Source organism: Acinetobacter amyesii, from assembly GCF_023499985.1.
Taxonomy (GTDB): Bacteria; Pseudomonadota; Gammaproteobacteria; order Pseudomonadales; family Moraxellaceae; genus Acinetobacter; species Acinetobacter amyesii.
Genome location: NZ_JAMCOU010000035.1, coordinates 131,237 through 152,495 on the forward strand (window position 1 = coordinate 131,237; position 21,259 = coordinate 152,495).

23 protein-coding genes are annotated in these 21,259 nt (G+C 40.6%); 10 read left to right on the plus strand and 13 right to left on the minus strand.

The window, feature by feature from the left end; translation table 11 throughout:
• Positions 1-40: 40 nt before the first annotated feature.
• Positions 41-1,132, plus strand: coding sequence for a YheT family hydrolase (locus M5F03_RS13300; RefSeq protein ID WP_249708570.1), 1,092 nt, complete (start codon positions 41-43; stop codon positions 1,130-1,132).
• A gap of 39 nt (positions 1,133-1,171) precedes the next feature.
• Here the strand turns inward: M5F03_RS13300 and M5F03_RS13305 are convergent, their stop codons facing one another.
• Together M5F03_RS13305 and dkgB are read right to left on the minus strand one after the other, a co-directional pair.
• The gene (locus M5F03_RS13305) at positions 1,172-2,347 is read right to left on the minus strand and encodes an MFS transporter (protein ID WP_249708571.1); all 1,176 of its coding nucleotides are present in this window, start codon (positions 2,345-2,347) and stop codon (positions 1,172-1,174) included.
• A 1-nt stretch (position 2,348) separates the two neighbouring features.
• Entirely contained in the window at positions 2,349-3,155 is an 807-nt protein-coding gene (dkgB, locus tag M5F03_RS13310; RefSeq protein ID WP_249708572.1) for a 2,5-didehydrogluconate reductase DkgB, read from the minus strand.
• Between the two features lie 110 nt (positions 3,156-3,265).
• Here dkgB and M5F03_RS13315 point away from each other — a divergent pair, with 110 nt between their 5' ends.
• Positions 3,266-4,150, plus strand: a complete 885-nt coding sequence (locus M5F03_RS13315) for a LysR family transcriptional regulator (protein ID WP_249708597.1) — start codon at positions 3,266-3,268, stop codon at positions 4,148-4,150.
• A 111-nt stretch (positions 4,151-4,261) separates the two neighbouring features.
• Here M5F03_RS13315 and M5F03_RS13320 read toward each other — a convergent pair whose 3' ends face one another.
• Positions 4,262-4,675, minus strand: coding sequence for an internalin (locus M5F03_RS13320; protein ID WP_249708573.1), 414 nt, complete (start codon positions 4,673-4,675; stop codon positions 4,262-4,264).
• A 229-nt stretch (positions 4,676-4,904) separates the two neighbouring features.
• On the opposite strand from M5F03_RS13320, the gene pyrG reads away from it, so the two are divergent.
• The 7 genes from pyrG to M5F03_RS13355 all read left to right on the plus strand — a co-directional run bounded on the left by pyrG (position 4,905) and on the right by M5F03_RS13355 (position 11,847).
• Positions 4,905-6,545, plus strand: coding sequence for a CTP synthase (pyrG, locus tag M5F03_RS13325; protein WP_180077028.1), 1,641 nt, complete (start codon positions 4,905-4,907; stop codon positions 6,543-6,545).
• Between the two features lie 31 nt (positions 6,546-6,576).
• Positions 6,577-7,434, plus strand: a complete 858-nt coding sequence (gene kdsA / locus M5F03_RS13330) for a 3-deoxy-8-phosphooctulonate synthase (protein WP_249708574.1) — start codon at positions 6,577-6,579, stop codon at positions 7,432-7,434.
• A 64-nt stretch (positions 7,435-7,498) separates the two neighbouring features.
• Positions 7,499-8,788: a phosphopyruvate hydratase gene (eno, locus tag M5F03_RS13335; RefSeq protein ID WP_180172113.1), complete on the plus strand. Its 1,290-nt coding sequence runs from the start codon at positions 7,499-7,501 to the stop codon at positions 8,786-8,788.
• Positions 8,789-8,804: 16 nt separating this feature from the next.
• Complete coding sequence (locus tag M5F03_RS13340) at positions 8,805-9,197, plus strand: septum formation initiator family protein (protein ID WP_078193918.1); 393 nt, start codon at positions 8,805-8,807, stop codon at positions 9,195-9,197.
• Positions 9,160-9,885, plus strand: a complete 726-nt coding sequence (gene ispD, locus M5F03_RS13345; RefSeq protein WP_249708575.1) for a 2-C-methyl-D-erythritol 4-phosphate cytidylyltransferase — start codon at positions 9,160-9,162, stop codon at positions 9,883-9,885. The genes M5F03_RS13340 and ispD overlap by 38 nt, the downstream gene beginning before the upstream one ends.
• An 85-nt stretch (positions 9,886-9,970) precedes the next feature.
• Entirely contained in the window at positions 9,971-11,107 is a 1,137-nt protein-coding gene (rodA, locus tag M5F03_RS13350; RefSeq protein ID WP_078193916.1) for a rod shape-determining protein RodA, read from the plus strand.
• 68 nt (positions 11,108-11,175) lie between these two features.
• Positions 11,176-11,847 (plus strand): DUF6988 family protein, encoded by a 672-nt coding sequence (locus M5F03_RS13355; RefSeq protein ID WP_249708576.1) that lies wholly within the window; start codon positions 11,176-11,178, stop codon positions 11,845-11,847.
• A 20-nt stretch (positions 11,848-11,867) separates the two neighbouring features.
• Here the strand turns inward: M5F03_RS13355 and M5F03_RS13360 are convergent, their stop codons facing one another.
• The 10 genes from M5F03_RS13360 to M5F03_RS13405 all read right to left on the minus strand — a co-directional run bounded on the left by M5F03_RS13360 (position 11,868) and on the right by M5F03_RS13405 (position 19,920).
• Positions 11,868-12,170, minus strand: coding sequence for a cyd operon YbgE family protein (locus tag M5F03_RS13360; RefSeq protein ID WP_078188516.1), 303 nt, complete (start codon positions 12,168-12,170; stop codon positions 11,868-11,870).
• 3 nt (positions 12,171-12,173) lie between these two features.
• Positions 12,174-12,275 (minus strand): cytochrome bd-I oxidase subunit CydX, encoded by a 102-nt coding sequence (cydX, locus tag M5F03_RS13365; RefSeq protein WP_002120988.1) that lies wholly within the window; start codon positions 12,273-12,275, stop codon positions 12,174-12,176.
• A gap of 24 nt (positions 12,276-12,299) precedes the next feature.
• Positions 12,300-13,445 carry a cytochrome d ubiquinol oxidase subunit II gene (gene cydB, locus M5F03_RS13370; RefSeq protein ID WP_078188515.1) on the minus strand — a complete coding sequence of 382 codons (1,146 nt, stop codon included), beginning with the start codon at positions 13,443-13,445 and terminating at the stop codon, positions 12,300-12,302.
• A complete protein-coding gene (locus M5F03_RS13375; protein WP_078188514.1) occupies positions 13,442-15,028 on the minus strand; it encodes a cytochrome ubiquinol oxidase subunit I in 1,587 nt (528 codons plus the stop codon). The genes cydB and M5F03_RS13375 overlap by 4 nt, the downstream gene beginning before the upstream one ends.
• Positions 15,028-15,219: a cytochrome oxidase putative small subunit CydP gene (gene cydP / locus M5F03_RS13380; RefSeq protein ID WP_078188513.1), complete on the minus strand. Its 192-nt coding sequence runs from the start codon at positions 15,217-15,219 to the stop codon at positions 15,028-15,030. The genes M5F03_RS13375 and cydP overlap by 1 nt, the downstream gene beginning before the upstream one ends.
• 522 nt (positions 15,220-15,741) lie before the next feature.
• The gene (locus M5F03_RS13385) at positions 15,742-16,821 is read right to left on the minus strand and encodes a porin (RefSeq protein WP_249708578.1); all 1,080 of its coding nucleotides are present in this window, start codon (positions 16,819-16,821) and stop codon (positions 15,742-15,744) included.
• 311 nt (positions 16,822-17,132) lie between these two features.
• Positions 17,133-17,546, minus strand: a complete 414-nt coding sequence (locus M5F03_RS13390; RefSeq protein ID WP_078188511.1) for an HIT family protein — start codon at positions 17,544-17,546, stop codon at positions 17,133-17,135.
• Between the two features lie 31 nt (positions 17,547-17,577).
• On the minus strand, positions 17,578-17,847 hold the full coding sequence (locus tag M5F03_RS13395) for a YARHG domain-containing protein (RefSeq protein ID WP_078188510.1): 270 nt from the start codon (positions 17,845-17,847) through the stop codon (positions 17,578-17,580).
• An 88-nt stretch (positions 17,848-17,935) separates the two neighbouring features.
• Positions 17,936-18,808, minus strand: a complete 873-nt coding sequence (locus tag M5F03_RS13400) for an NAD(P)-dependent oxidoreductase (RefSeq protein WP_249708580.1) — start codon at positions 18,806-18,808, stop codon at positions 17,936-17,938.
• 17 nt (positions 18,809-18,825) lie between these two features.
• Positions 18,826-19,920 carry an alpha/beta fold hydrolase gene (locus M5F03_RS13405; protein ID WP_249708582.1) on the minus strand — a complete coding sequence of 365 codons (1,095 nt, stop codon included), beginning with the start codon at positions 19,918-19,920 and terminating at the stop codon, positions 18,826-18,828.
• 144 nt (positions 19,921-20,064) lie between these two features.
• On the opposite strand from M5F03_RS13405, the gene M5F03_RS13410 reads away from it, so the two are divergent.
• Positions 20,065-21,252 carry an O-succinylhomoserine sulfhydrylase gene (locus M5F03_RS13410; RefSeq protein ID WP_249708584.1) on the plus strand — a complete coding sequence of 396 codons (1,188 nt, stop codon included), beginning with the start codon at positions 20,065-20,067 and terminating at the stop codon, positions 21,250-21,252.
• Positions 21,253-21,259: the final 7 nt, after the last annotated feature.

A 21,259-nucleotide genomic window follows, 5' to 3' on the forward strand; every position in this document is an offset into this window, starting at 1 on the left:
ATAATTTGCTGTGGTGCGAAGCGAGGTGAAGGTAGGATCAATGAATAATGTGATGCATAAAGGGCGTCAGGCTCTTTTAAATTTTGTAGATCATGCAATCGGTGCAGAATTACCACAGCTTTATTATCATCCTGAAGGGCAAATGAAACATGTGCTGCCGAAGTTAAAGCAACTACATGAAAAATATCGCCCTACGCCTTGGCTGTCGAATACCCACGCACATTTACTATATTTTGATGTCATTAAAAAGCGTCAAGTGAAGCTTAAATATGATGCTATAGAGCAGCTGACCATGGCTGATGGAGGGGTAACAGCCATTGCATGGTTGGGTTTGGATTTACCTGCGGATGTGCCAACTGTGGTGCTCATGCATACGATTACGGGAACGCCTGAAAGTATGCGGGAAGTGGTTCGGGATCTTCACCTATATACTGGTTGGCGCATTGCACTGTGTTTAAGACGTGGTCATGCCAATTTGCCTATGCCAGTTGCCAAAATAAACTTATTTGGTTCAACCGATGACTTACGTGAACAGATTGCCTTTATTCAGCAGAAATTTCCCGCATCGAGTTTGTATGGCGTCGGTTCATCTGCCGGAACGGGGCTATTGGTCCGCTATTTAGGCGAACAAGGTGAGGAAACACCACTTAAAGCGGCTTTTGCTTTATGTCCGGGCTATGACACCGAGCTTGGCTTTAAAAATGTCCACCCTTTTTACAGTAAAATGATGACTAAGAAGCTCTTTCAGAAATTTGTAGAACCCTATTCTGCAACATGGTCAGCAACACCCTCTTTAATTGATGTATTGAAAAGTAAAAATCTGGCACAGTTTGAACGTGCATATTTTCAAATGGCGGGTTTTGCTGATTATGAAAGTTATGCCAAATCTACCAACCCAATTTATGTATTTGAAAATCTTAAAATTCCTTTGATGATTTTAAATGCCGAAGACGATCCTGTTTGCCACATTCAAAACTTTGAACCCTATAAAGAATTAATCCGTTCTTTGCCGAATGTTGTGGTGGTAACCACCAAAAAAGGCAGTCACTGTGGTTATTATGAAGGTTTAGTGGAAACCCATTCATGGGCAACCAAATTAATGGCAGATTTTTTAAAGTTATATGCGAACTAAAAAATAGCCTACTTTGGGTAGGCTATTTTTAAGTGTGTGTTACTCAGCTTGTGCGCAACATGCGGTTGTTTGAGGTTTAAGCTTCATCTGTATCAATACTAAAATCAACGATATAGCACTTAGGGTGGCGCCTGCATAAGACACTGCTGCATAGCTTAGGTTGAGATTTAGCACTGCGGCACCTGCAACAGCACCCAAAGCATTTCCAAGATTAAATGCACCAATATTCACTGAAGAAGCGAGGCCTGGTGCATCGTGAGCGACTGTCATAACACGCATTTGTAAAGGTGGTACGACGGCAAAGGCTGCTGCTCCCCAGATGATTAATGCAATCGCCGCGCCAATGGTGGTTGTTGCTAAAATTGGAAATAACAGCATCATCAGCATGAGTAAGACTAAAAAGCCAATCAAGGTTTTATCTAAAGACTGATCTGCAAACTTACCACCGAAATGGTTACCGATTGAAAATCCGATCCCGATTAAGACCAACATGAAAGTGATAAGCTCAGGGCTTGCATGAGTAAAGACTTTTAAACTTGGTGCGATATAGGTGTAGAGCGCGAACATAGCTCCAGCACTCATGACCGTGGTGAGCAGTGCTAAAACAACAGGCATGCGTGTTAATACTTTTAACTCTGCTCGTACATCAGGTTTTTCGGTCTGTTGCTGATGGGGTAGTGCTTTCCATAATGCCAACATGGTGATGATACCAAGTAAGGTGATGGCCGCAAAAGACATACGCCAACCGATATTTTGCCCCACCCATGTTGCGAGTGGCACGCCGCCAATATTGGCAATGGTCAAGCCCATAAACATCATAGCAACGGCACTGGCTTGTTTATCTTTTGGAACAACACTTGCTGCGACGACAGAGCCTAAGCCAAAAAAGGCGCCGTGGTTCAAACTCGTCACTAAACGCGCAGCCATTAAACCTAAATAATCTGGCGCAACTGTGGCAAACAGATTGCCAAGGGTGAAAATTGTCATTAATAACATGAGTGATGTACGTTTTGAAAAACGTGCAAGCCATAAAGTCATAACGGGTGCGCCAATCATGACACCGATAGCATAGGCACTAATCAACAAACCGGCTTGCGGTATTGATACCGATAGATCTTCTGCAATTTCAGGTAAGAAGCCCATGGGTGAAAATTCAGTGGTACCAATAGCAAATGCACCAATTGCGAGAGCGAGCAGGGTAAAATTAATTTTCATGTTATAGATCCCACACTGGAGCAAGGTCAGGTGGATTCACTTCACGCGCATTTCTGTCCAGTGTGGCAATGGCCTGCATCTGTTCTGGTGTTAAATGAATCTCTTGAGCTTTTAAATTACTGATTAAATGTTCACGTTGGGTTGATGATGGAATCACGGCATAACCTTTTTGCAGTGCCCATGCGAGAGCAATTTGAGCTGAAGTAGCTTGGTGTTCTGCTGCAATGTTTAACAGCGTTGGGTCTTGCAAAACTTTGCCATAGGCCAAAGTCATATAGGATGTGACATCTATCTTGTTCGCTTGTAGATAATTGGCCAAGTTTTGATTTTGTAAATATGGACTCAGTTCAATTTGATTGGTTGCAATATTTTCCAGCCCGATGTGATCAATGGCTTGTTGAGTGAGCTCAATATTAAAATTAGATACACCAATATGTTCAGTCAAACCTTGTTTTTTTGCCTCAAGTAAATGTCCCATTAATTCTGGAATATTGACTCCAAGTGCAGGTGCAGGCCAATGAATAAGTGTGAGGTTAACTGCATCCGTCCTTAATTTAATTAAGCTGTCCTTTAGGCTGGGTATCAGTTTGTCGGCAGCATAATTTTCAGTCCAAATTTTCGTGGTTAAGAAAATATCAGCTCGATTGACCTGACTTTCATCGATTGCTTGGCCTACTTCTGCTTCATTACCGTAGATTTGTGCGGTGTCTACAGCACGATATCCAACTTCTATGGCAGTTTTAACAGAATGAATGACAGTGTCACCTGTCAAACGGAAGGTGCCGACACCAAATTGAGGAACAATCATCAGGAATTCTCTTTTTTTGAGTTGATGCTATTGTGCTGCTAATTTTATTGAAGAAAAATGCATGAGTTTGGAATATATTATTGATTAAAAATCACGAATTCGAATATGCAATGAAATCGACCATTGAGGAGCTGCAGGCTTTTACTGTTATTGTAGATAGTGGCTCTATTATCAAAGCAGCAGAAAGATTAGATCAAACAGCATCTGGTGTCAGCCGCGCATTACAGCGTCTGGAATCTAAATTAAATGTAACCTTGTTGGAACGAACTACCCGCAAAATTAAGCTCACGCAAGAGGGGCAATTGTTTTTAGCTAAAACACGGCGGATATTGAATGATTTAAGCGAAGCGGAAGATTCTTTGCTGAAATTAGATGCAGATACTTCGGGTTTGGTGCGAGTCGATTCTGCGATTTCGTTTATTCTGCATATGATTGTTCCCTTGATTCCAGAATTTAATGCGCGTTATCCGCATATACAGATTGAATTGGTGAATCATGATCAAGTGATTGACTTATTAGAGCATAAAGCGGATGTCGCAATTCGCTTTGGGAAATTAAACGACTCCAGTTTGCATGCAAAACTTATTTACAAGAGTCGACTGTGTTTGGTGGCGAGTCCTGAATACCTTCAGCAGCATGGACGTCCGCAAAATGCTGAAGAGCTAATCGCACATGCTTTACTTGGATTTAGTCAAATTACCCATATGAATACTTGGCCGATCCAAGTCGCAGGGAAACCTTTGACGATCCGACCAAATATTAAGGCATCAAATGGTGAAACCATTCGTGAGCTTGCGATTCATGGGATGGGCATCGCTTGTCTTTCGATTTTTATGTTAGAAAAAGATATTGCAGAAGGGCGATTGGTACAACTTTTAGACGATCAAATTGAGCCACATGAACAGCTTATTCATGCTGTCTATTATCAACAAGAGCATTTACCGAAACGTGTTCGTTTATTTATTGAATATTTAGCTGAAAAATTTCAAGAATAGTTGTGAGAAAAACTGTGCATCGTTTTGTGCAGCTTTTTATTTACATAGAAACAATAAAAAACCCGACAATTGCCGGGTTTTTTTGATCATTTGTTTGATAAAACTTCGATCTTAGTTCTCTAAAGCTGGCGTTGCAGCAGCAATGGCAGCAGCCACGGCGTCATCTTCAGACTGTGCAGAACCTGAGTTTTGTTTAGGTTGAGCAGCTTGTGCAGGTTTTTCTGCCACTTTAGGCGCTTCTACTTTTGGAGCGGGAGCTTCTGCAGGTGTGGCAGGTTCACGACGAATTTCAGTTGTTGTATTCGGTGTCTCTTCACGAATCACTTCAACTTGCTGCTGAGTCGGTTCTTCAACAACTGGTTGTTCTTCAACTGGTTCTAATTGTGTAGGTACAGATACTGTTGGTTCAGATGCTGCAACTTCAACCTGTTCCTGTTCTTCTTCTTTTGGTGCTTCTTTTTTTACACATGCTGTAAGAAGTAGACCTGTTGCGATTGCACCGCAGATTAAAAGTTTCTTATTCATAATTACACAAAACAAAAAAGTGTGGATTGGATAAATGCATTATAACAGCAAATAAGAATATAGAAATGATAAGAACTTACTCTAAATTTTTATGATAATTGCTGTTACAATAGCCAATTGTTAATTGTTCTATGAATTGATGCGTAATGACTTTGCTTTCTTGGTACAGAGTAAAGTAAAATCGCACAACATTGTAGGCCAATTTAGGCTCCATTGTACGAGAAACTTAATGACCCATTTTATTTTCGTTACTGGTGGTGTTGTATCATCACTAGGTAAAGGTATTTCAGCTGCATCAGTGGCTGCGCTTTTAGAAGCCCGTGGTTTAAAAGTAACCATGGTAAAAATGGATCCATACATTAATGTCGATCCAGGGACTATGAGTCCATTCCAACACGGTGAAGTTTTTGTCACAGAGGATGGTGCTGAAACTGACTTAGACTTGGGTTATTACGAACGTTTCTTGCGTCGTGCGAAAATGACCAAACTGAACAACTTTACTTCAGGACGAGTGTACCAAGATGTCTTGAATAAAGAACGTCGTGGTGACTACCTCGGTGGTACAGTTCAAGTTATTCCACATATTACTGATAATATTAAAGAACGTGTTCTTCGCGCAGGTGAAGGCTATGACGTTGCGATCGTTGAGATCGGCGGTACAGTAGGTGACATTGAATCTCTCCCATTCATGGAATCTGTACGTCAACTTATGGTCGAACTAGGTCATAAGCGCACAATGTTAATGCACTTAACTTTACTCCCATACATTAAGTCAGCTGCTGAATTAAAAACTAAACCAACTCAACACTCTGTAAAAGAGCTTTTGTCGATTGGTATTCAACCAGACATCCTGATCTGCCGTACAGAGCATGATGTTGATGCTGACACTACACGTAAAATCGCGTTATTTACGAACGTTGAAGCACGTGCAGTTGTGGTATGTAAAGATGCGCGTTCAATTTACCAAATTCCACGTACTTTCTATGAGCAAAACGTTGATGATTTAATCTGTGAACGTTTTGGTTATAACGATCTTCCAGAAGCTGATCTTACAGACTGGGATAACGTTGTAGATGCATTACTGAACCCTGAATACACAGTTCGTGTAGCGATGGTTGGTAAATACGTTGAACTTCCAGATGCATACAAATCTGTAAACGAAGCACTTTTACATGCGGGTATTCAAAACCGTGTGAAAGTTCAAATCGACTACGTCAATGCAGAAGAACTTGAAAGCCAAGTTGTAAACGACGTATTAAAAGACGCGGATGCAATCTTAGTGCCGGGTGGCTTCGGTGAACGTGGTACAGAAGGCAAAATGAAAGCGATTCGTTTTGCACGTGAAAACGGTGTGCCATTCCTTGGCATCTGTTTAGGTATGCAGTTGGCTGTGATCGAATATGCGCGCAACGTTGCGGGTATTAGCGATGCAACTTCAACTGAATTTAACCGTTCTACAAAATCACCATTGATTGGTCTAATCACTGAATGGTTAGATGAGCGCGGCGAAGTTCAACAACGTAATGCAGATTCTGACTTAGGCGGCACAATGCGTCTTGGTGCTCAAAAATCTGAATTGGTTGCAGGAACAAAAACTGCACAAGTTTACGGTTCTGAAGAGATCGTTGAACGTCATCGTCACCGTTATGAAATGAACAACCGTTATATCCCAGTGCTTGAAGAAAAAGGCATGAAGATTTCAGGTTATTCTCCAGTACAGCGTCTTGTTGAAACTGTTGAAATTCCTGAACATCCTTGGTTTATTGCTGTACAATTTCATCCGGAATTTACAAGTTCACCACGTGATGGACACCCATTATTCGCAGGCTTTATTGATGCTGCTAAAAAGCAGTACCAAAAAGCGAAATAATGTGTTTTTGACTAAACCAGGAAGAGTTTAAATGTCACAATTAAAACCACAGGAAATTGTACGTTTAGGCGATATACAAATGGCAAATCATTTGCCATTTGTACTATTCGGCGGCATGAACGTACTTGAGTCAAAAGACCTTGCTTTTGAAATTGCTGAAACCTATGTGGATATCTGCAAACGCTTGGATATTCCTTATGTGTTTAAAGCAAGTTTTGATAAAGCCAATCGTTCAAGCTTGAACTCTTTCCGTGGCCCAGGCCTGGAAAAAGGAATTGAGTGGTTAGCTGACATTAAAAAACACTTTAATGTGCCGATTATTACTGACGTACATGAACCATATCAAGCTGCGCCTGTTGCTGAAGTTGCGGATATTATCCAGCTTCCTGCATTTTTAAGCCGTCAGACAGACCTTGTTGAAGCGATGGCGAAAACTGATGCCATCATCAACATTAAAAAAGCACAGTTCCTCGCACCACACGAAATGCGTCATATTTTGCATAAGTGTTTGGAAGCAGGAAATGACAAACTGATTCTTTGTGAACGTGGTTCAGCATTTGGTTACAACAATTTAGTTGTAGACATGTTGGGCTTTGACATCATGAAAGAAATGAATGTCCCTGTGTTCTTTGATGTTACGCATGCGCTTCAAACGCCGGGTGGTCGTGCGGATTCTGCAGGTGGTCGTCGTGCGCAAATCACGACACTGGCACGTGCAGGTATGGCGACTGGTTTAGCAGGTTTGTTCTTAGAAGCTCATCCAGATCCAGAAAATGCCAAATGTGATGGTCCATGTGCGCTACGCATGTCACAGTTGGAACCTTTCTTGGCACAGTTAAAAGAGCTCGATACCTTAGTTAAAGGTTTCGCAAAGTTAGAGACACACTAATTCGATACACATTGATGCGTCACTTTTGACGCATCATTTTTATTAATCAACTGAGGAATTGTTCATGAGCCAAATCGTTGACATTCGTGCACGTGAAATTTTGGACTCTCGTGGTAACCCTACCATCGAAGCAGACGTAATCTTAGCCTCTGGCGTTGTAGGCCGTGCATGTGCACCATCTGGTGCTTCAACTGGTTCTCGTGAAGCTTTAGAACTTCGTGACGGCGACAAAGCTCGTTACTTAGGTAAAGGCGTTAAAACTGCGGTTAACAACGTTAACACAGTAATTCGTGATGCATTGTTGGGTAAATCAGTATTCGAACAAAAAGACATTGACAACACAATGATCGCGCTTGACGGTACTGAAAACAAAGAAAAATTAGGTGCGAATGCAACTTTAGCGGTATCGCTAGCTGCTGCGCGCGCTGCTGCTGATGAAAAGAAAATTCCACTTTTCCAATACATCGCAGACCTTCGTAATAACAGCATTTTGACTATGCCTGTTCCAATGATGAACATCCTAAATGGTGGTTCACATGCAGACAACAACGTAGACATTCAAGAATTTATGATTGAGCCAGTTGGCTTCACTTCATTCTCTGAAGCTTTACGCGCTGGTGCTGAAATTTTCCATTCTTTAAAATCAGTTTTAAAGAAACAAGGTCTAAATACTGCAGTTGGTGATGAAGGTGGTTTTGCACCGAACCTTCGTTCTAACGAAGAAGCAATCACAGTAATTCTTGAAGCAATTGAAAAAACTGGCTACAAAGCAGGTTCTGACATTATGCTTGCGCTTGACTGTGCATCTTCAGAATTCTACAAAGATGGTCAATACATCCTTGCAGGTGAAGGCAATAAAGCATTTACAAGCAACCAATTTGCTGACTACCTTGCTGGTTTTGTGAAACAATACCCAATCATCTCAATTGAAGATGGTTTAGACGAGTCTGATTGGGAAGGTTGGTCTTACCTAACTTCAATCCTTGGCGACAAAATCCAATTGGTTGGTGATGACCTATTCGTGACGAATCCTAAGATTCTTCAACGTGGTATCAACGAAAAAGTGGGTAACTCTATTCTGATCAAGTACAACCAAATCGGTACATTGACTGAAACTCTAGATGCAATCTACCTTGCAAAAGCAAATGGTTACTCTACTGTTATTTCACACCGTTCTGGTGAAACTGAAGATTCAACTATTGCGGATCTTGCAGTGGGTACAGCAGCGGGTCAAATCAAAACTGGTTCACTTTGCCGTTCTGACCGTGTAGCGAAATATAACCAATTACTTCGTATTGAAGAATTGACTAATGCTGCATATCGCGGTAAAGCTGAGTTCAAAGGTTTGAACTAAGCAGATCATGCTATCTATGTTAAATGTATTTGACTCCAAAGCGAGTAAAGCATTGTTGGGCCTTGCGATCTTTTTGATCGCAGGGTTTCAATATTTATACTGGTTCGGTGAAGGTGGTTACCATCAACATCAACAACTGAGTCAGAAAATACAACAACAAGTCGAACTCAATAACGAATTAAAAGAACGAAATCGCGTACTTGCAGCTGAAGTATACGATTTAAAAAATGGCGTTGAAGCTATTGAAGAGCATGCTCGTTTAGATTTAGGTTTAATTAAACCGCATGAAACTTTCGTACAGATGAGTACGATTAGTACTCAATACAAACCAATTTATATTGATCCAAACGCAAAAGTAGACCTACGTACCAATGAGTCAGAACCAGCCGAACTTCCACCCGAACCTTAAATTGTGGGCTATTATTCCTGCTGCTGGTTCAGGAAGTCGATTTTCTAAAACTGAACTAAAACAATATCAAAACATTGCGGGTCTAACTGTGCTTGAACACACAGTTGCGCGTCTTAACCAATTACCTTTAACAGGCTATGTATTGGCTATAGGCGAGCAAGATAATATTGCTCAGACTTTGGCATTAGCTAATCAAGAGAAAGTACATTTTTGTTTAGGTGGTTCAGAGCGTGTGCATTCTGTACTCAATGCATTGCAATATCTATCTAAGATTGCCAATGATGATGATTGGGTATTTGTTCATGATGCAGCACGACCATGTGTCTTGCAGTTGAGTTTAGAAAATTTAGTTCAATCGGCAGTAGAAACTGAGCAAAGTGCGATTCTCGCAATTCCCGTACGCGATACCTTAAAACGAGTTGAAACGGCACCACTTATATCAACAACGGTAGATCGTTCAACTTTATGGCAAGCGCAGACACCACAAATTGCCAAATTGGGTGTGCTTAAAAATGCCATTGAACAAGCGCTTGCCGCTGGTGCGACCATCACAGATGAAGCAAGTGCCTTAGAATTTGTCGGTGAGCATGTCAATGTCGTGCAGGGTCGTTCGGACAATATTAAAATTACCTATCCGGATGACTTGGAATTGGCACGTTTAATTTTAGCGTCTCAAGTGAATAGATGATTATTTCAAGGAATATTTAAGGGACAGTGATTTTTACTGTCGCTTTAATCTATAATTCCCGCATCCTTTTTAGATCTGTTTCGCAATGATCCCTTCTCAACAGTATCGTTTTTTACGTCAGTCATTACGTGATGGCCGCAGTATAAAACACGATTCTTCTCGATGGGCTAAACTTCATTTAGACCCGTGGTTACTTTGCTTCTTGGTACTCAATGCAATATTGGGGCTGATGGTTGTCTATAGTGCGACCGCGGAAGATTCGGGAATGGTACTACGCCAAGCCACAAGTTTTGGTGTGGGCTTTATTGTGATGTTGATCTGTGCGCAAATTCCCCCCAAAGTTTACCAATCTATGAGTCCGTACTTATATGCCATCGGTATATTTTTACTGTTGTTGGTTCTGGTCATTGGTGAAAAAAGGATGGGGGCGAAACGCTGGATTAGCTTGCCGGGTATCGGCAGTATGCAGCCGAGTGAGTTTATGAAATTTGCCATGCCACTCATGATGGCGTGGTATTTTGCGCGAAAACCTTTTCCACCGAAATTTTTACAAATTGTCGGGGCATTAATTTTATTATTGATTCCATTTGCATTGGTCGCTTTACAGCCTGACTTGAATATCGGTTTGATTATTCCGGGTATTTTTGTTTTATTTTTAAGTGGTATGTCTTGGCGTTTAATTGCAGGTGCTTTAACCGCCTTTGCAATTGCAGCACCTGTACTTTGGATGTTTTTTTTACAGGAATATCAGAAAAAACGTGTACTGACGTTATTTGACCCTGAATCTGACGCGCTTGGTGCAGGTTGGAACATTATTCAATCTAAAATTGCCATTGGATCAGGTGGTTTAATGGGTAAGGGTTATACCGAAGGGACGCAGTCGCACTTGGGCTATCTGCCAGAGCATCATACTGACTTTATTATGTCGACCTATGCTGAAGAGTTTGGCTTTATTGGTGTATTTCTTTTATTTAGTTTGTTTACAGCAATTATTGTTCGCTGTTTGATTATTGGACTAAATTGCTTCCATAATTTTGGACGACTCTATGCAGGAGCGATAGGATTAACTTTCTTCTTTTTTGTATTTTTAAACTCGGGTATGGTCAGTGGAATTTTACCGGTAACAGGTGATCCACTACCGTTGATGAGTTATGGTGGTACAGCCGTAATTGCGATGCTCGCAGGGATGGGGATTGTGATGTCGATTCATACGCATCGTTAAATTTTAAAGCTGGAATTAATCCGGCTTTTTTTATATTTTAAATTTTGGCATTTAAAAAATGGAAGCTGATGTTGATAGATATTTTTCGTGATTCTGAATCGATGTTGGATGAGCTATATAATGAGTTAAATCATTCAGCATTTATTGGTGGCGTGCAGCGACTTGATTTGGTCTATGAATGTTGTGAATTATCCATGGAGCATGGTGAAGCCATTTTACAACTTTTAGAATCATGCCAAGATATATCTGCACTCGCATTATTTCGAATTCAATTTGAAGCTGTGGTGAGGGCATATTGGTTACTAATGGTCGCCTCTAATATAGAAATTCAGAAATTTGAAATTCAACGAGAAGAAGAGTTACTTCAGAATGTGAAAATTCCTACCGCAGCTGAAATGATTACAAAGTTAGAAAATGTTGTAGAAATTAAGCATATTGTTGAAATGTTTAAAGAGTTTAAGTTCTATTCGTTAAAGCATTTGCATTCGATTGTGCGTACTGGTCGAAACTCATTAATTCAGCGAAAAGCTGGGTTGGCGGATGCTCAGCGCATAATAATAGTGAAGCAAGTCAATGGATTTATCATAATGGCAGCTCAAATTTTGCTAAAGCATGCCGCTAAAGAAAAATATATTCATCATATCCATGAAAAATTTAGAAACTGTTTTCAAATGCAAGACGATATTACAGCAGAAAAAAAAGCCGAAATTGATCGCAAATATAATAAAGCCCTCAAGTGAGGGCTTTATTTAGATATCAATTAATGTAGGAACCATGTGTAGTAGCCCCATAACATGAGTGGCCAAGCGAGGAAGGGGCTAAAAAGCCATTTCCAGAACCAATGGTGTGGCGTAAAACCCACACCATGCACAAAACCACCTGAAATACCTATCATGATGAACATCAGCGCTCGATGGCTATATCCACCATTGTCATCCAGCATGGCAGCAGGATGTACAAGTAACACGGCTGCCAAAGGAAAAGCTAACAGGCAGGAAATGACCATTGCAAATTTATTTGGCTTCTTTTCTACAAGTGATTTTTCTACAGCAGCATCAGTCATTTGTTATTCCTCATCTAGATCTTGATGATGTTCGATGTAAAGCGCACTAAGTACACCTGCAAAACAAGCCATCAAAATACCGAGAATCCAAGCAAAATACCACATTGTTTTATCTCCTTAAACACAGCCTTAGTATAGGCTGTGTGAATTCTCTTCAATATGTTTGTTAGTGACCACGCCCCACATCTTGTAGTAACACCAAGTTGTGTAGCACAGGATAATTGGGACAAAAATACACGCGGCAACTGTCATCACAGTCAGGGTATTTTTACTTGATACCGCATCCCACATAGTCAAGCTTACAGTTGGGTTGATGCTCGATGGCATAAGGAAAGGGAACAATGCAAAACCAGCGGTTAAGATTGCACCAATGACTGCCAAGCTTGAACCAAGGAAGCTGAAACCAGCTTTGCCTTTACCTGCGGCAAGGATGATGATCAAAGCGCCTAAAATTGCCATGATTGGCGCAATCATAGTAATCGGATAAGTACTGTAATTGTTCATCCAACCTGGGTTGGCATTGGTGATCACTTCTTTAGCTAACGGGTTTGCAACGCCATTCGTGTCAAACGGTTGCGCTAATGTGTATCCTTGGATATTACCGAAGTATAACCATGCGCCTGCAAGTAAGAAGCAAACCAAGAATACGATACCCATAAGCTGAGTCGCTTTTGCTGAGCGTGCACGTAGGTCGCCGTCTGTACGAAGCATGAGCCATGCACCACCGTGTGCGCAAAGCATAGATAAACTCACGATACCGCAAACTAAAGCGAATGGGTTAAGCAGCGCAAAGAAGCTACCTGTATAAGTTGAGCGAACAGTTTCGTCCATAGTGAATGGAACACCAAGGAACATATTACCAAACGCAACACCAAATACGAGGGCAGGAACGGCACCACCAATTGCTAAACCCCAGTCCCAAGAATTACGCCACTTGGTATTTTCGAGTTTAGAACGGTAGTCAAAACCGACTGGACGTAAGAAAAGGGCGAAGAGTACCAGTAACAGTGCCCAGTACATGCCTGAGAATGCAGTCGCATATACCATTGGCCATGCTGCAAACAGCGCACCACCGGCAGTAATAAACCACACTTGGTTACCGTCCCAGTGTGGGGCAATCGTATTGATTGCCGCACGACGTTCTTCGTCTTTTTTACCTACGAATGGCATGATCGCCATTGAGCCCATATCGAAGCCATCGGTGAGGGCGAAGCCGATCAGTAGGACACCGACTAATACCCACCAAATGATTTTGAGTAATTCATATTCGATCATGCTTGAGCCTCCTCATTTGCCTTTTTTGCAGCTTCAAGTTTCTCGAAGTGGTATTTACCAGTATGTAGAGAACTTGGGCCAAGGCGTGAGAATTTAATCATTAAGTACATTTCAATGATCAGCAGTACAGTGTAGAACGCTGCTAATGCAAGGATAGAACCCCATACATCACCTGTACTTAAGCTAGAAGCTGAAAGATGTGTAGGTAGAACTTCACCAATGGTCCATGGTTGACGACCAACTTCGGCAACATACCAACCTGTTTGTGCAGCAATCCAAGGTAATGGTAGAGCAAACAAAGCAAACTTTAATAACCAAGGTTTGTTTTCTGCATTACGTTTACCGACAGCAAAGGTAGCAAGTACGAACAGAAGGAGCATTAAGAAGCCAGAAGCAACCATTGCACGGAATGCCCAGAACAAGCTTGGAACATGTGGAATAGTGTCTTTTGCAGCTGCTTTGATTTGTTCGTCAGAAGCATCGACAACTTTGTCTGTGTATTTTTTCAGAAGCAAACCATAACCCAAGTCTTTTTGAGACTCAGCAAATGCTGCTTTAAGTTCAGGAGAAGTATCGCCTGCACGAAGTTGTTCTAACTGTGAGTAAGCCACCATACCGTTACGAATACGTGCTTCGTGTTGAACGATCAGATCTTTAATACCTGTTACTTCTTTATCAGTTGAACGTGTTGCGATAATCCCCATGACATAAGGAATTTTGATCGCGTAGTCAGTAGACATGGTTTCTTTATTTGGAATACCAAACAAAGTAAATGGCGCTGGAGCTGGGTGAGTGTCCCATTCAGCTTCAATCGCAGCAAGTTTAGTTTTTTGTACGTCACCAATTTCATAACCAGATTCATCACCCAGTAAGATCACTGAAAGTGTAGACGCTAAACCAAAGATTGCAGCGATAGCGAATGAACGACGAGCAAATGGCAAGTCACGTTTTTTCAATAAGTAGTAACTTGAAATTGCCAGTACGAAAATAGCACCAGTCACATAGCCTGCAGATACGGTATGTACGAATTTAACCTGAGCTACAGGGTTGAAAATCAGTGCGCCGAAGTCCACCATTTCCATACGCATAGTTTCATAGTTAAACGCGGAACCAACAGGGTTTTGCATCCAACCATTGGCCACTAAAATCCATAGTGCAGACATGTTCGAGCCAAGTGCAACTAACCAAGTGACTGCCAAATGCTGAACTTTAGATAGGCGATCCCAGCCGAAAAAGAATAAACCAATAAATGTTGATTCAAGGAAGAATGCCATCAGACCTTCAATGGCTAATGGTGCACCGAAAATATCACCGACGTAGTGTGAGTAATACGCCCAGTTAGTACCGAACTGAAACTCCATGGTCAAACCAGTAGTAACACCTAATGCGAAGTTAATACCGAAGAGTTTTCCCCAGAATTTAGTCATGTCTTTATAAATTTCTTTGCCAGAAATCACATAGGTGGTTTCCATAATGGCAAGAATAAAAGCCAGACCTAAAGTCAGTGGAACAAAAATAAAGTGATACATCGCGGTCATTGCAAATTGGAACCGCGAAAGATCGACCACGCTTTCAGAAATCATCAACGTGTCTCCTTGATTTGGGAAGGACTGCCAGCAATATGCTCGGCAACTTGATTGTCAAAGTTTTTAGGGATAGTAGGGGCGTCAAACCAGATGTTCTTAATGATCATTAAAATAATCACTTTAATTATTAGTATTGCGGTTATTTCTCTGACCACACGACGATTTAAATCTTTGAATTTTAAGCTCATGGAGATAAGCCTATTCTTTAAACTTGTACTATATTATTAACAAATATATACAAAAAGCAAATAGGTTGAACAGTTAAAATAAAAATATATTATTAAGTAATTTAAATACAATTACTTATAGTACTTATTAGTTAAAAAATAAACTAATTTTTTTATTTTAAATACTTGACTAAAACACTTGTGTTTAATTATCTTAAATCCGACTAAAACGCTTATATTTATATTTTAAATTCTGACTAATTTACTATATTTACTAAAAGTTACATTATTAATAATGAGAATACTTATTGAGTGAATAAGATTTTTATTTGTTATGTTTAAGTTTTGCTAAAAAAAAGGGCTATTGATGTAGTGCTGTTAAACGATCTCTATATGGTTAATGTTAAAGAGGCTGGACTAAGTTTTTTAAATACTTTTTAAATATTTGATACATGATGAACTTAGCTTATTTTAGTCCTGAAACATTTCTTTTGAGTAAAAAAAGACATACCGGAGTATGTCTTTTGGGGGAGATATTGCAGCTTAGAAGTCGTAACGTAGACCAAGAGAAAGTGCAGTTGCATTTTCATCACCGATCCCTGAGATACCGTTACCGAAGCTACGACCTTCTTTCCAAGGGTTGAGTTTAGAGTTTTTGTCGTTAAGCACAGTTGCTAGGTTGCCGTATACGCGTAAAGTGCTATCCAACTTATGTTCTACACCCACACCGATCAAGCTTGCATTAGCATCATCAGCATCTACGTCACGGTAGAAATATTCACCGCGTACTGAGGTTTTAGGCGTTACTTTATATTCGCCAGCTACACCAAAAACTTGAGCATCTGGGTTGGATGTATCGTTGTCGTGCTTGGCAATTTGGTATAGAGCACCCAAGTTAAATTCTTCAGTTAACTTATATGCACCGGCAATGCGGAATGCATCTCGACTTGCGCCACCTGCTGCGTTTGCTGCATTTTCATCATATTTTTCGTATGCTGCTGCAAAATCAATTGGGCCTTCTTTATAGGTTAGAGCAAGGTCATAGGCTTTGTTATCATCTTTGCCTTCGCCATCTGCATCACGGTCAATTTGTGTACCTGAATGCATCGACATTGCAGCTAATACATTGAAACCACCGCCAAATTTTGGAGATTTATATTCAATGGTGTTTTCATTACGTTCATCAAATTTTAAGTTGCCTACACGTGTTACGTTACGAACGTCACCAACCATGTCACCGAAGAAATTCACAGGGCTTCGTGCGACTTTAAATGGGCTGTCAAAACGACCTACACGTGCTTGACCATAAGTTGAACTTTTTAAACCCACGAATGTGTCACGTGTTGAAAAATCTACCCCTTTGCTGTCTTGGCTACCGCTTGCAAAGTTTACTTCTTGCTCAATTTGAGCGAATACGTTGAGGTCATCATTAATTTTTTGATCTACTTTGAAGCCTAAGCGTGAAGCGTTAGAAGAAAGACCAACTTCGTTGTAATCTTTACCATCATCTAGATAGTCAAGAGAGACATGTGCACGGCCATAAATTTTTACATCTGCAGCAGACGCCATCATTGGTGTAAGAATTGTTGCCCCGATTGCTAATGCACATAGAGTTTTTTTCATTTGAAGCTCCAGAAGACTTTTCCAGTCATATCAATATGTTTTATCAGTAGCTTGGCTAGAAGTAATTTCGCTATCTAATGGCGCTAAGTATTCATTACAAATAAGACAGTTCTATTAAGGAAATATTTCAAAACGGTGAAAGGTGATTTTTGGTTTAAATTGCTTTTATATTTATAAAATTTAATATTTATTAAATACTTAGAGTTATATTGAAGATTAAATTTTGCAGTTAAAAGTTCTTGGGATAATATTCGAGACATAAAAAAATGGAGCCGAAGCTCCATTGATCATCACTTTAAACTCAATTGAACTTAAAGTGCTGCTTTGATTTTTTCGCCAATGGCTTTAATTTTTTCCATATCGCCCATTTGTGCGGCATGTTTACCTAATTCATGCACTGAAGTCGGAATTAGGTGGAAATGCACATGCGGAACAGTTTGACCCGCAGCAGCGCCAGACAACTGCATCAATACGATACCTTTCACGTCTAAGGCTTTTTCCATTGCTTTCGCAACTTTTTGAGCGACCTGAATGGTATAAGCAGCCGCTTCTGGATCTAAATCAAGCAGCGTAATAGCAGGGGTTTTAGGAATTACGAGCGTATGACCTTCGGCCTGTGGCATGACATCCATAAAAGCGAGTACTTGATCATCTTCATAGACTTTAAACGCAGGAAGTTCTCCACGTAAAATCCGAGCAAAAATATTTTGATCATCATAAGTCATTGCTAAATTCCTTGTGCGAATTGAATCGTAATTATTTACAGTTCAATTCTTTCTGACGATCTTTGATCGCGTCAAGTCGTTGTTGCTCTTTTTCTGAAAATTTAGGCTTAGTTGTGTAGCAATTGTCATTGCCGAACTTCGCTTTAGCATCAGGATCTTTAAAGCAAAAACCTTTCGATGCATAAATCACGTCATGGTCATTTTTCAACTTTTGGCATTCTTGCTCAGATGCTAAAACAGCAGTAGAAGCCCCGATTAAAGTTACAGCACCTAGCAAAGTTGCGAGGGTAAATTTGTTCATGCGAGTTTCCTCTGTCATTTGTAACAATGTGTGTTATGACACTAGAGTACAATATGATGGTTATTTATCGTTATTCAATGGCGAGTTATTACTCAATTGTAATTTTACTCCATTTTTCATACATAATCATAGCGCTTGAAAAATCACTGTTTTCTTCAGCTTGATCGCTTGCTGCTTGGATTAAATTTTGCGTCAAAGAGAGCACAGGAGCTGAAAGTTTTGCTTGTCGCACAAGATCAACAGCAATTCCCGTATCTTTTGCAAGTAATGGAAGTGCAAAGGTTAATGGGAAGCTACGATTCAGTACGCGCTGCGGTAAAACTGTTTCAGTCACATTACTTTTACCGCTCGACGCATTAATACAATCGAGTGCTTCATGTAAGTCCACGCCATGCGCTTTTAAGGTGGTGAATCCTTCAGCAACTGCACAAAGATTTACAGCCATTAACATGTTGTTTACAGCTTTAACGGCAAAACCCGCACCCGGTTCACCCACATGTTTAATCAGTTTGCCAAATGTTTGGATCGCAGGTAATGCACGTTCAAAGGCTGCTGCGTCACCACCAATCATGACGGTTAATGTTCCCGTTTCAGCGCCAATGGTTTGTCCACTCACAGGGGCGTCTAAGAATGAAACGTTTTGTTGCTTTAAGGCTGAAGCGAGTTTTTTTGCAGATTCTGGCACACCGCTGGTACAGTCGACCCAAATCGAGCCTGATTTCAGCGTCACACTCGCAATTAAATTTTCAACATCTTGGCTGATGGGTAGGCAGGAAAAAATAATGTCCGCTTGTACTGCTTGTTCTAATGCAACCGCTTGCGTACCAAATTCAGCAGCATGTTGCTCTGCCTTGGTAAAGTTTCGATTCCAGACATAAACCGTGTCGAACTTTTTTGGTAGGTGCGCTGCCATACGGTAACCCATTGCGCCCAATCCGATAAATGCAACTGACTGAATCATCTTTACCCTCTAAATTTTTATTTCAATAAACTGGATCTTTGTGTAAGCCACTGGGTCAAAGTTGGCCAAAATTGATTGGCACTTTTTTGACTCGACATTAGGCCGAGGTGACCACCGGGAATGAGAGTAAACGTGACATCTTGACTACTTGTCAATTCGCCTAAAGGACTTGCTGCATCAGCAGTAACGATTTGATCGGTAGAACCCGCGCCAATCAACAAAGAGCAGTGGATATTTTTTAATTTAATAACTTTATCTTTCAATTGAATAATGCCGTTTTTAAGTGGATTTTGTAGCCAAACATTGAACACCATGTCTTGGTTAATCCCACCCGGATAGTCAATCATGTGATTGAGAAAATCGCCCATGGTTGCATGTTCATACAGGTCATGTAGATTGTCTAAGTTAGATAAAAATTGTTTTTGGCTTTTGAACCACCCCATTGGATCAACGATTTTAAATCCAATCGCATTGAGTACGCCCGGTGTATGGATAAAATGTTTAGGAATTTTCCCAGTGTAGACCGTATCTTGTAAATTCTTACTACGTGAAAGCAAGCGATTGGTTTTTTGAAATAACTTTCCGATACGACCTGAGGCATAGCTATCAATCGGTGCGCCCATCACCATTAGATTTTTAACATGTTCAGGTTGATGTAATGCGGTATACAGCGTGACAAAGACTCCAGCCATACTCCAACCGTGTAGCGAGATGTATCGACTATCTGCATGCTCACAAATTTGATCAATACAATGTGGAATCACATCATCAATAAACGATAGAAAATTTAAGAAACGATCTTGATAGTTTAATTTTCCCCATTCCAACAAATAGACATCAAAGCCACTGTGTTGAAAATGTTTCACCAATGAGCGATATGGATACAAATCATAAATCGCCATATTGATGGCCAGTGGAGCAACAAACACTAAGGGTTCTTTGTATTTACGATCAGGCGAAGCGTAATACCGAACTTTTGCATGTTTATATTCAGTAATTACTTCATAGGGTGTCGATTGAGAAAGGACCAGCGATTTTGCATTAAACACACGTGTAGACAGGTGTTTAATTTTCTTTTGCTGCGCCAGAAATTTCTGTTTGAAAGGATGCATAACTGTCAATTGCCTAAGTCCTTGTAGGATTGGTTGAAGTCTAAGCGATAATTTCGTATTTTACCTTGACCTTAAATAGCTTAGACGCTCAAAATATTGGCAATTCTTCACAAAGGCAGTTCTTCGCGACTGAGTAATACAGATATGAGCCAACAAGACGACATCGAATACCAATTAGAGACTTTAGCGATTCGTACAGGTCATACTCGTACTTTTGAGGGTGAACATAGCGAGCCAATTTTCCTGACTTCATCATTTGTTTGTGAAAGTGCAGCAGATGCCGCAGCAAAATTTTCAGGTCAAATTGAAGGCAATACCTATTCACGTTATACCAACCCAACTGTACAAGCTTTCGAAAAACGTTTAGCTGTTTTAGATGGTGCTGAATCCGCGGTTGCGACAAGTTCAGGTATGGCGGGCGTACACGCGATCACTTTGGCATATTTGAAAGCTGGCGATCATGTGGTGTGTTCACGTGCTGTCTTTGGTTCGATCATTTCTCTATTTGAAAAATATGTCATCAAATTTGGTGTTGACGTTACTTTTGTTGATTTGGAAGATTTAGATGCTTGGAAACAAGCGATTCGCCCAACTACACGCCTCTTGTTTATTGAAACACCGTCAAACCCATTGGCTCAAGTAGGGGATTTACAAGCCATTGCCGATATTGCACATGCGCATGGGGCATTATTTGCAGTCGATAATACTTTCTGTACACCGGTGTTACAGCAACCGATTAAATTCGGTGCGGACCTCGTGATCTACTCATCAACAAAATATATTGATGGTCAAGGTCGTGCGCTCGGTGGTGCTGTTGTAGGTAGTGCAAAATTGATGGAAGAGATTACAGGTGTTATTCGTACACTGGGTAACTCGATGAGTCCATTCAATGCATGGATCTTCCTGAAAGGCCTAGAAACTTTAAGTTTACGTATGAAAGCCCACTGTGCAAGTGCTCAAACTTTAGCTGAATGGTTAGATGCACACCCGAAAGTTGAAAAAGTGTACTATGCGGGACTTCCAAATCACGAAGGTCATGAGTTGGCGAAAAAGCAACAAAAAGGCTTTGGCGGAGTTGTGTCGTTTGTTGTGAAAGGCGAACGTGAAGGCGCTTGGACCGTGATTGATAATACCAAGTTCCTTTCTATTACAAGTAACTTGGGTGATGTAAAATCAACAATTACCCATCCTGCAACGACTTCTCATGGCAGAATGTCTGCAGAAGCAAAAAAAGCAGCAGGGATTAGCGAAGGTTTAATTCGCGTATCTGTTGGTTTAGAAGATATTAATGATATTATTCGCGATCTTTCACGCGGATTAGATCTTATCTAAAGTGAAT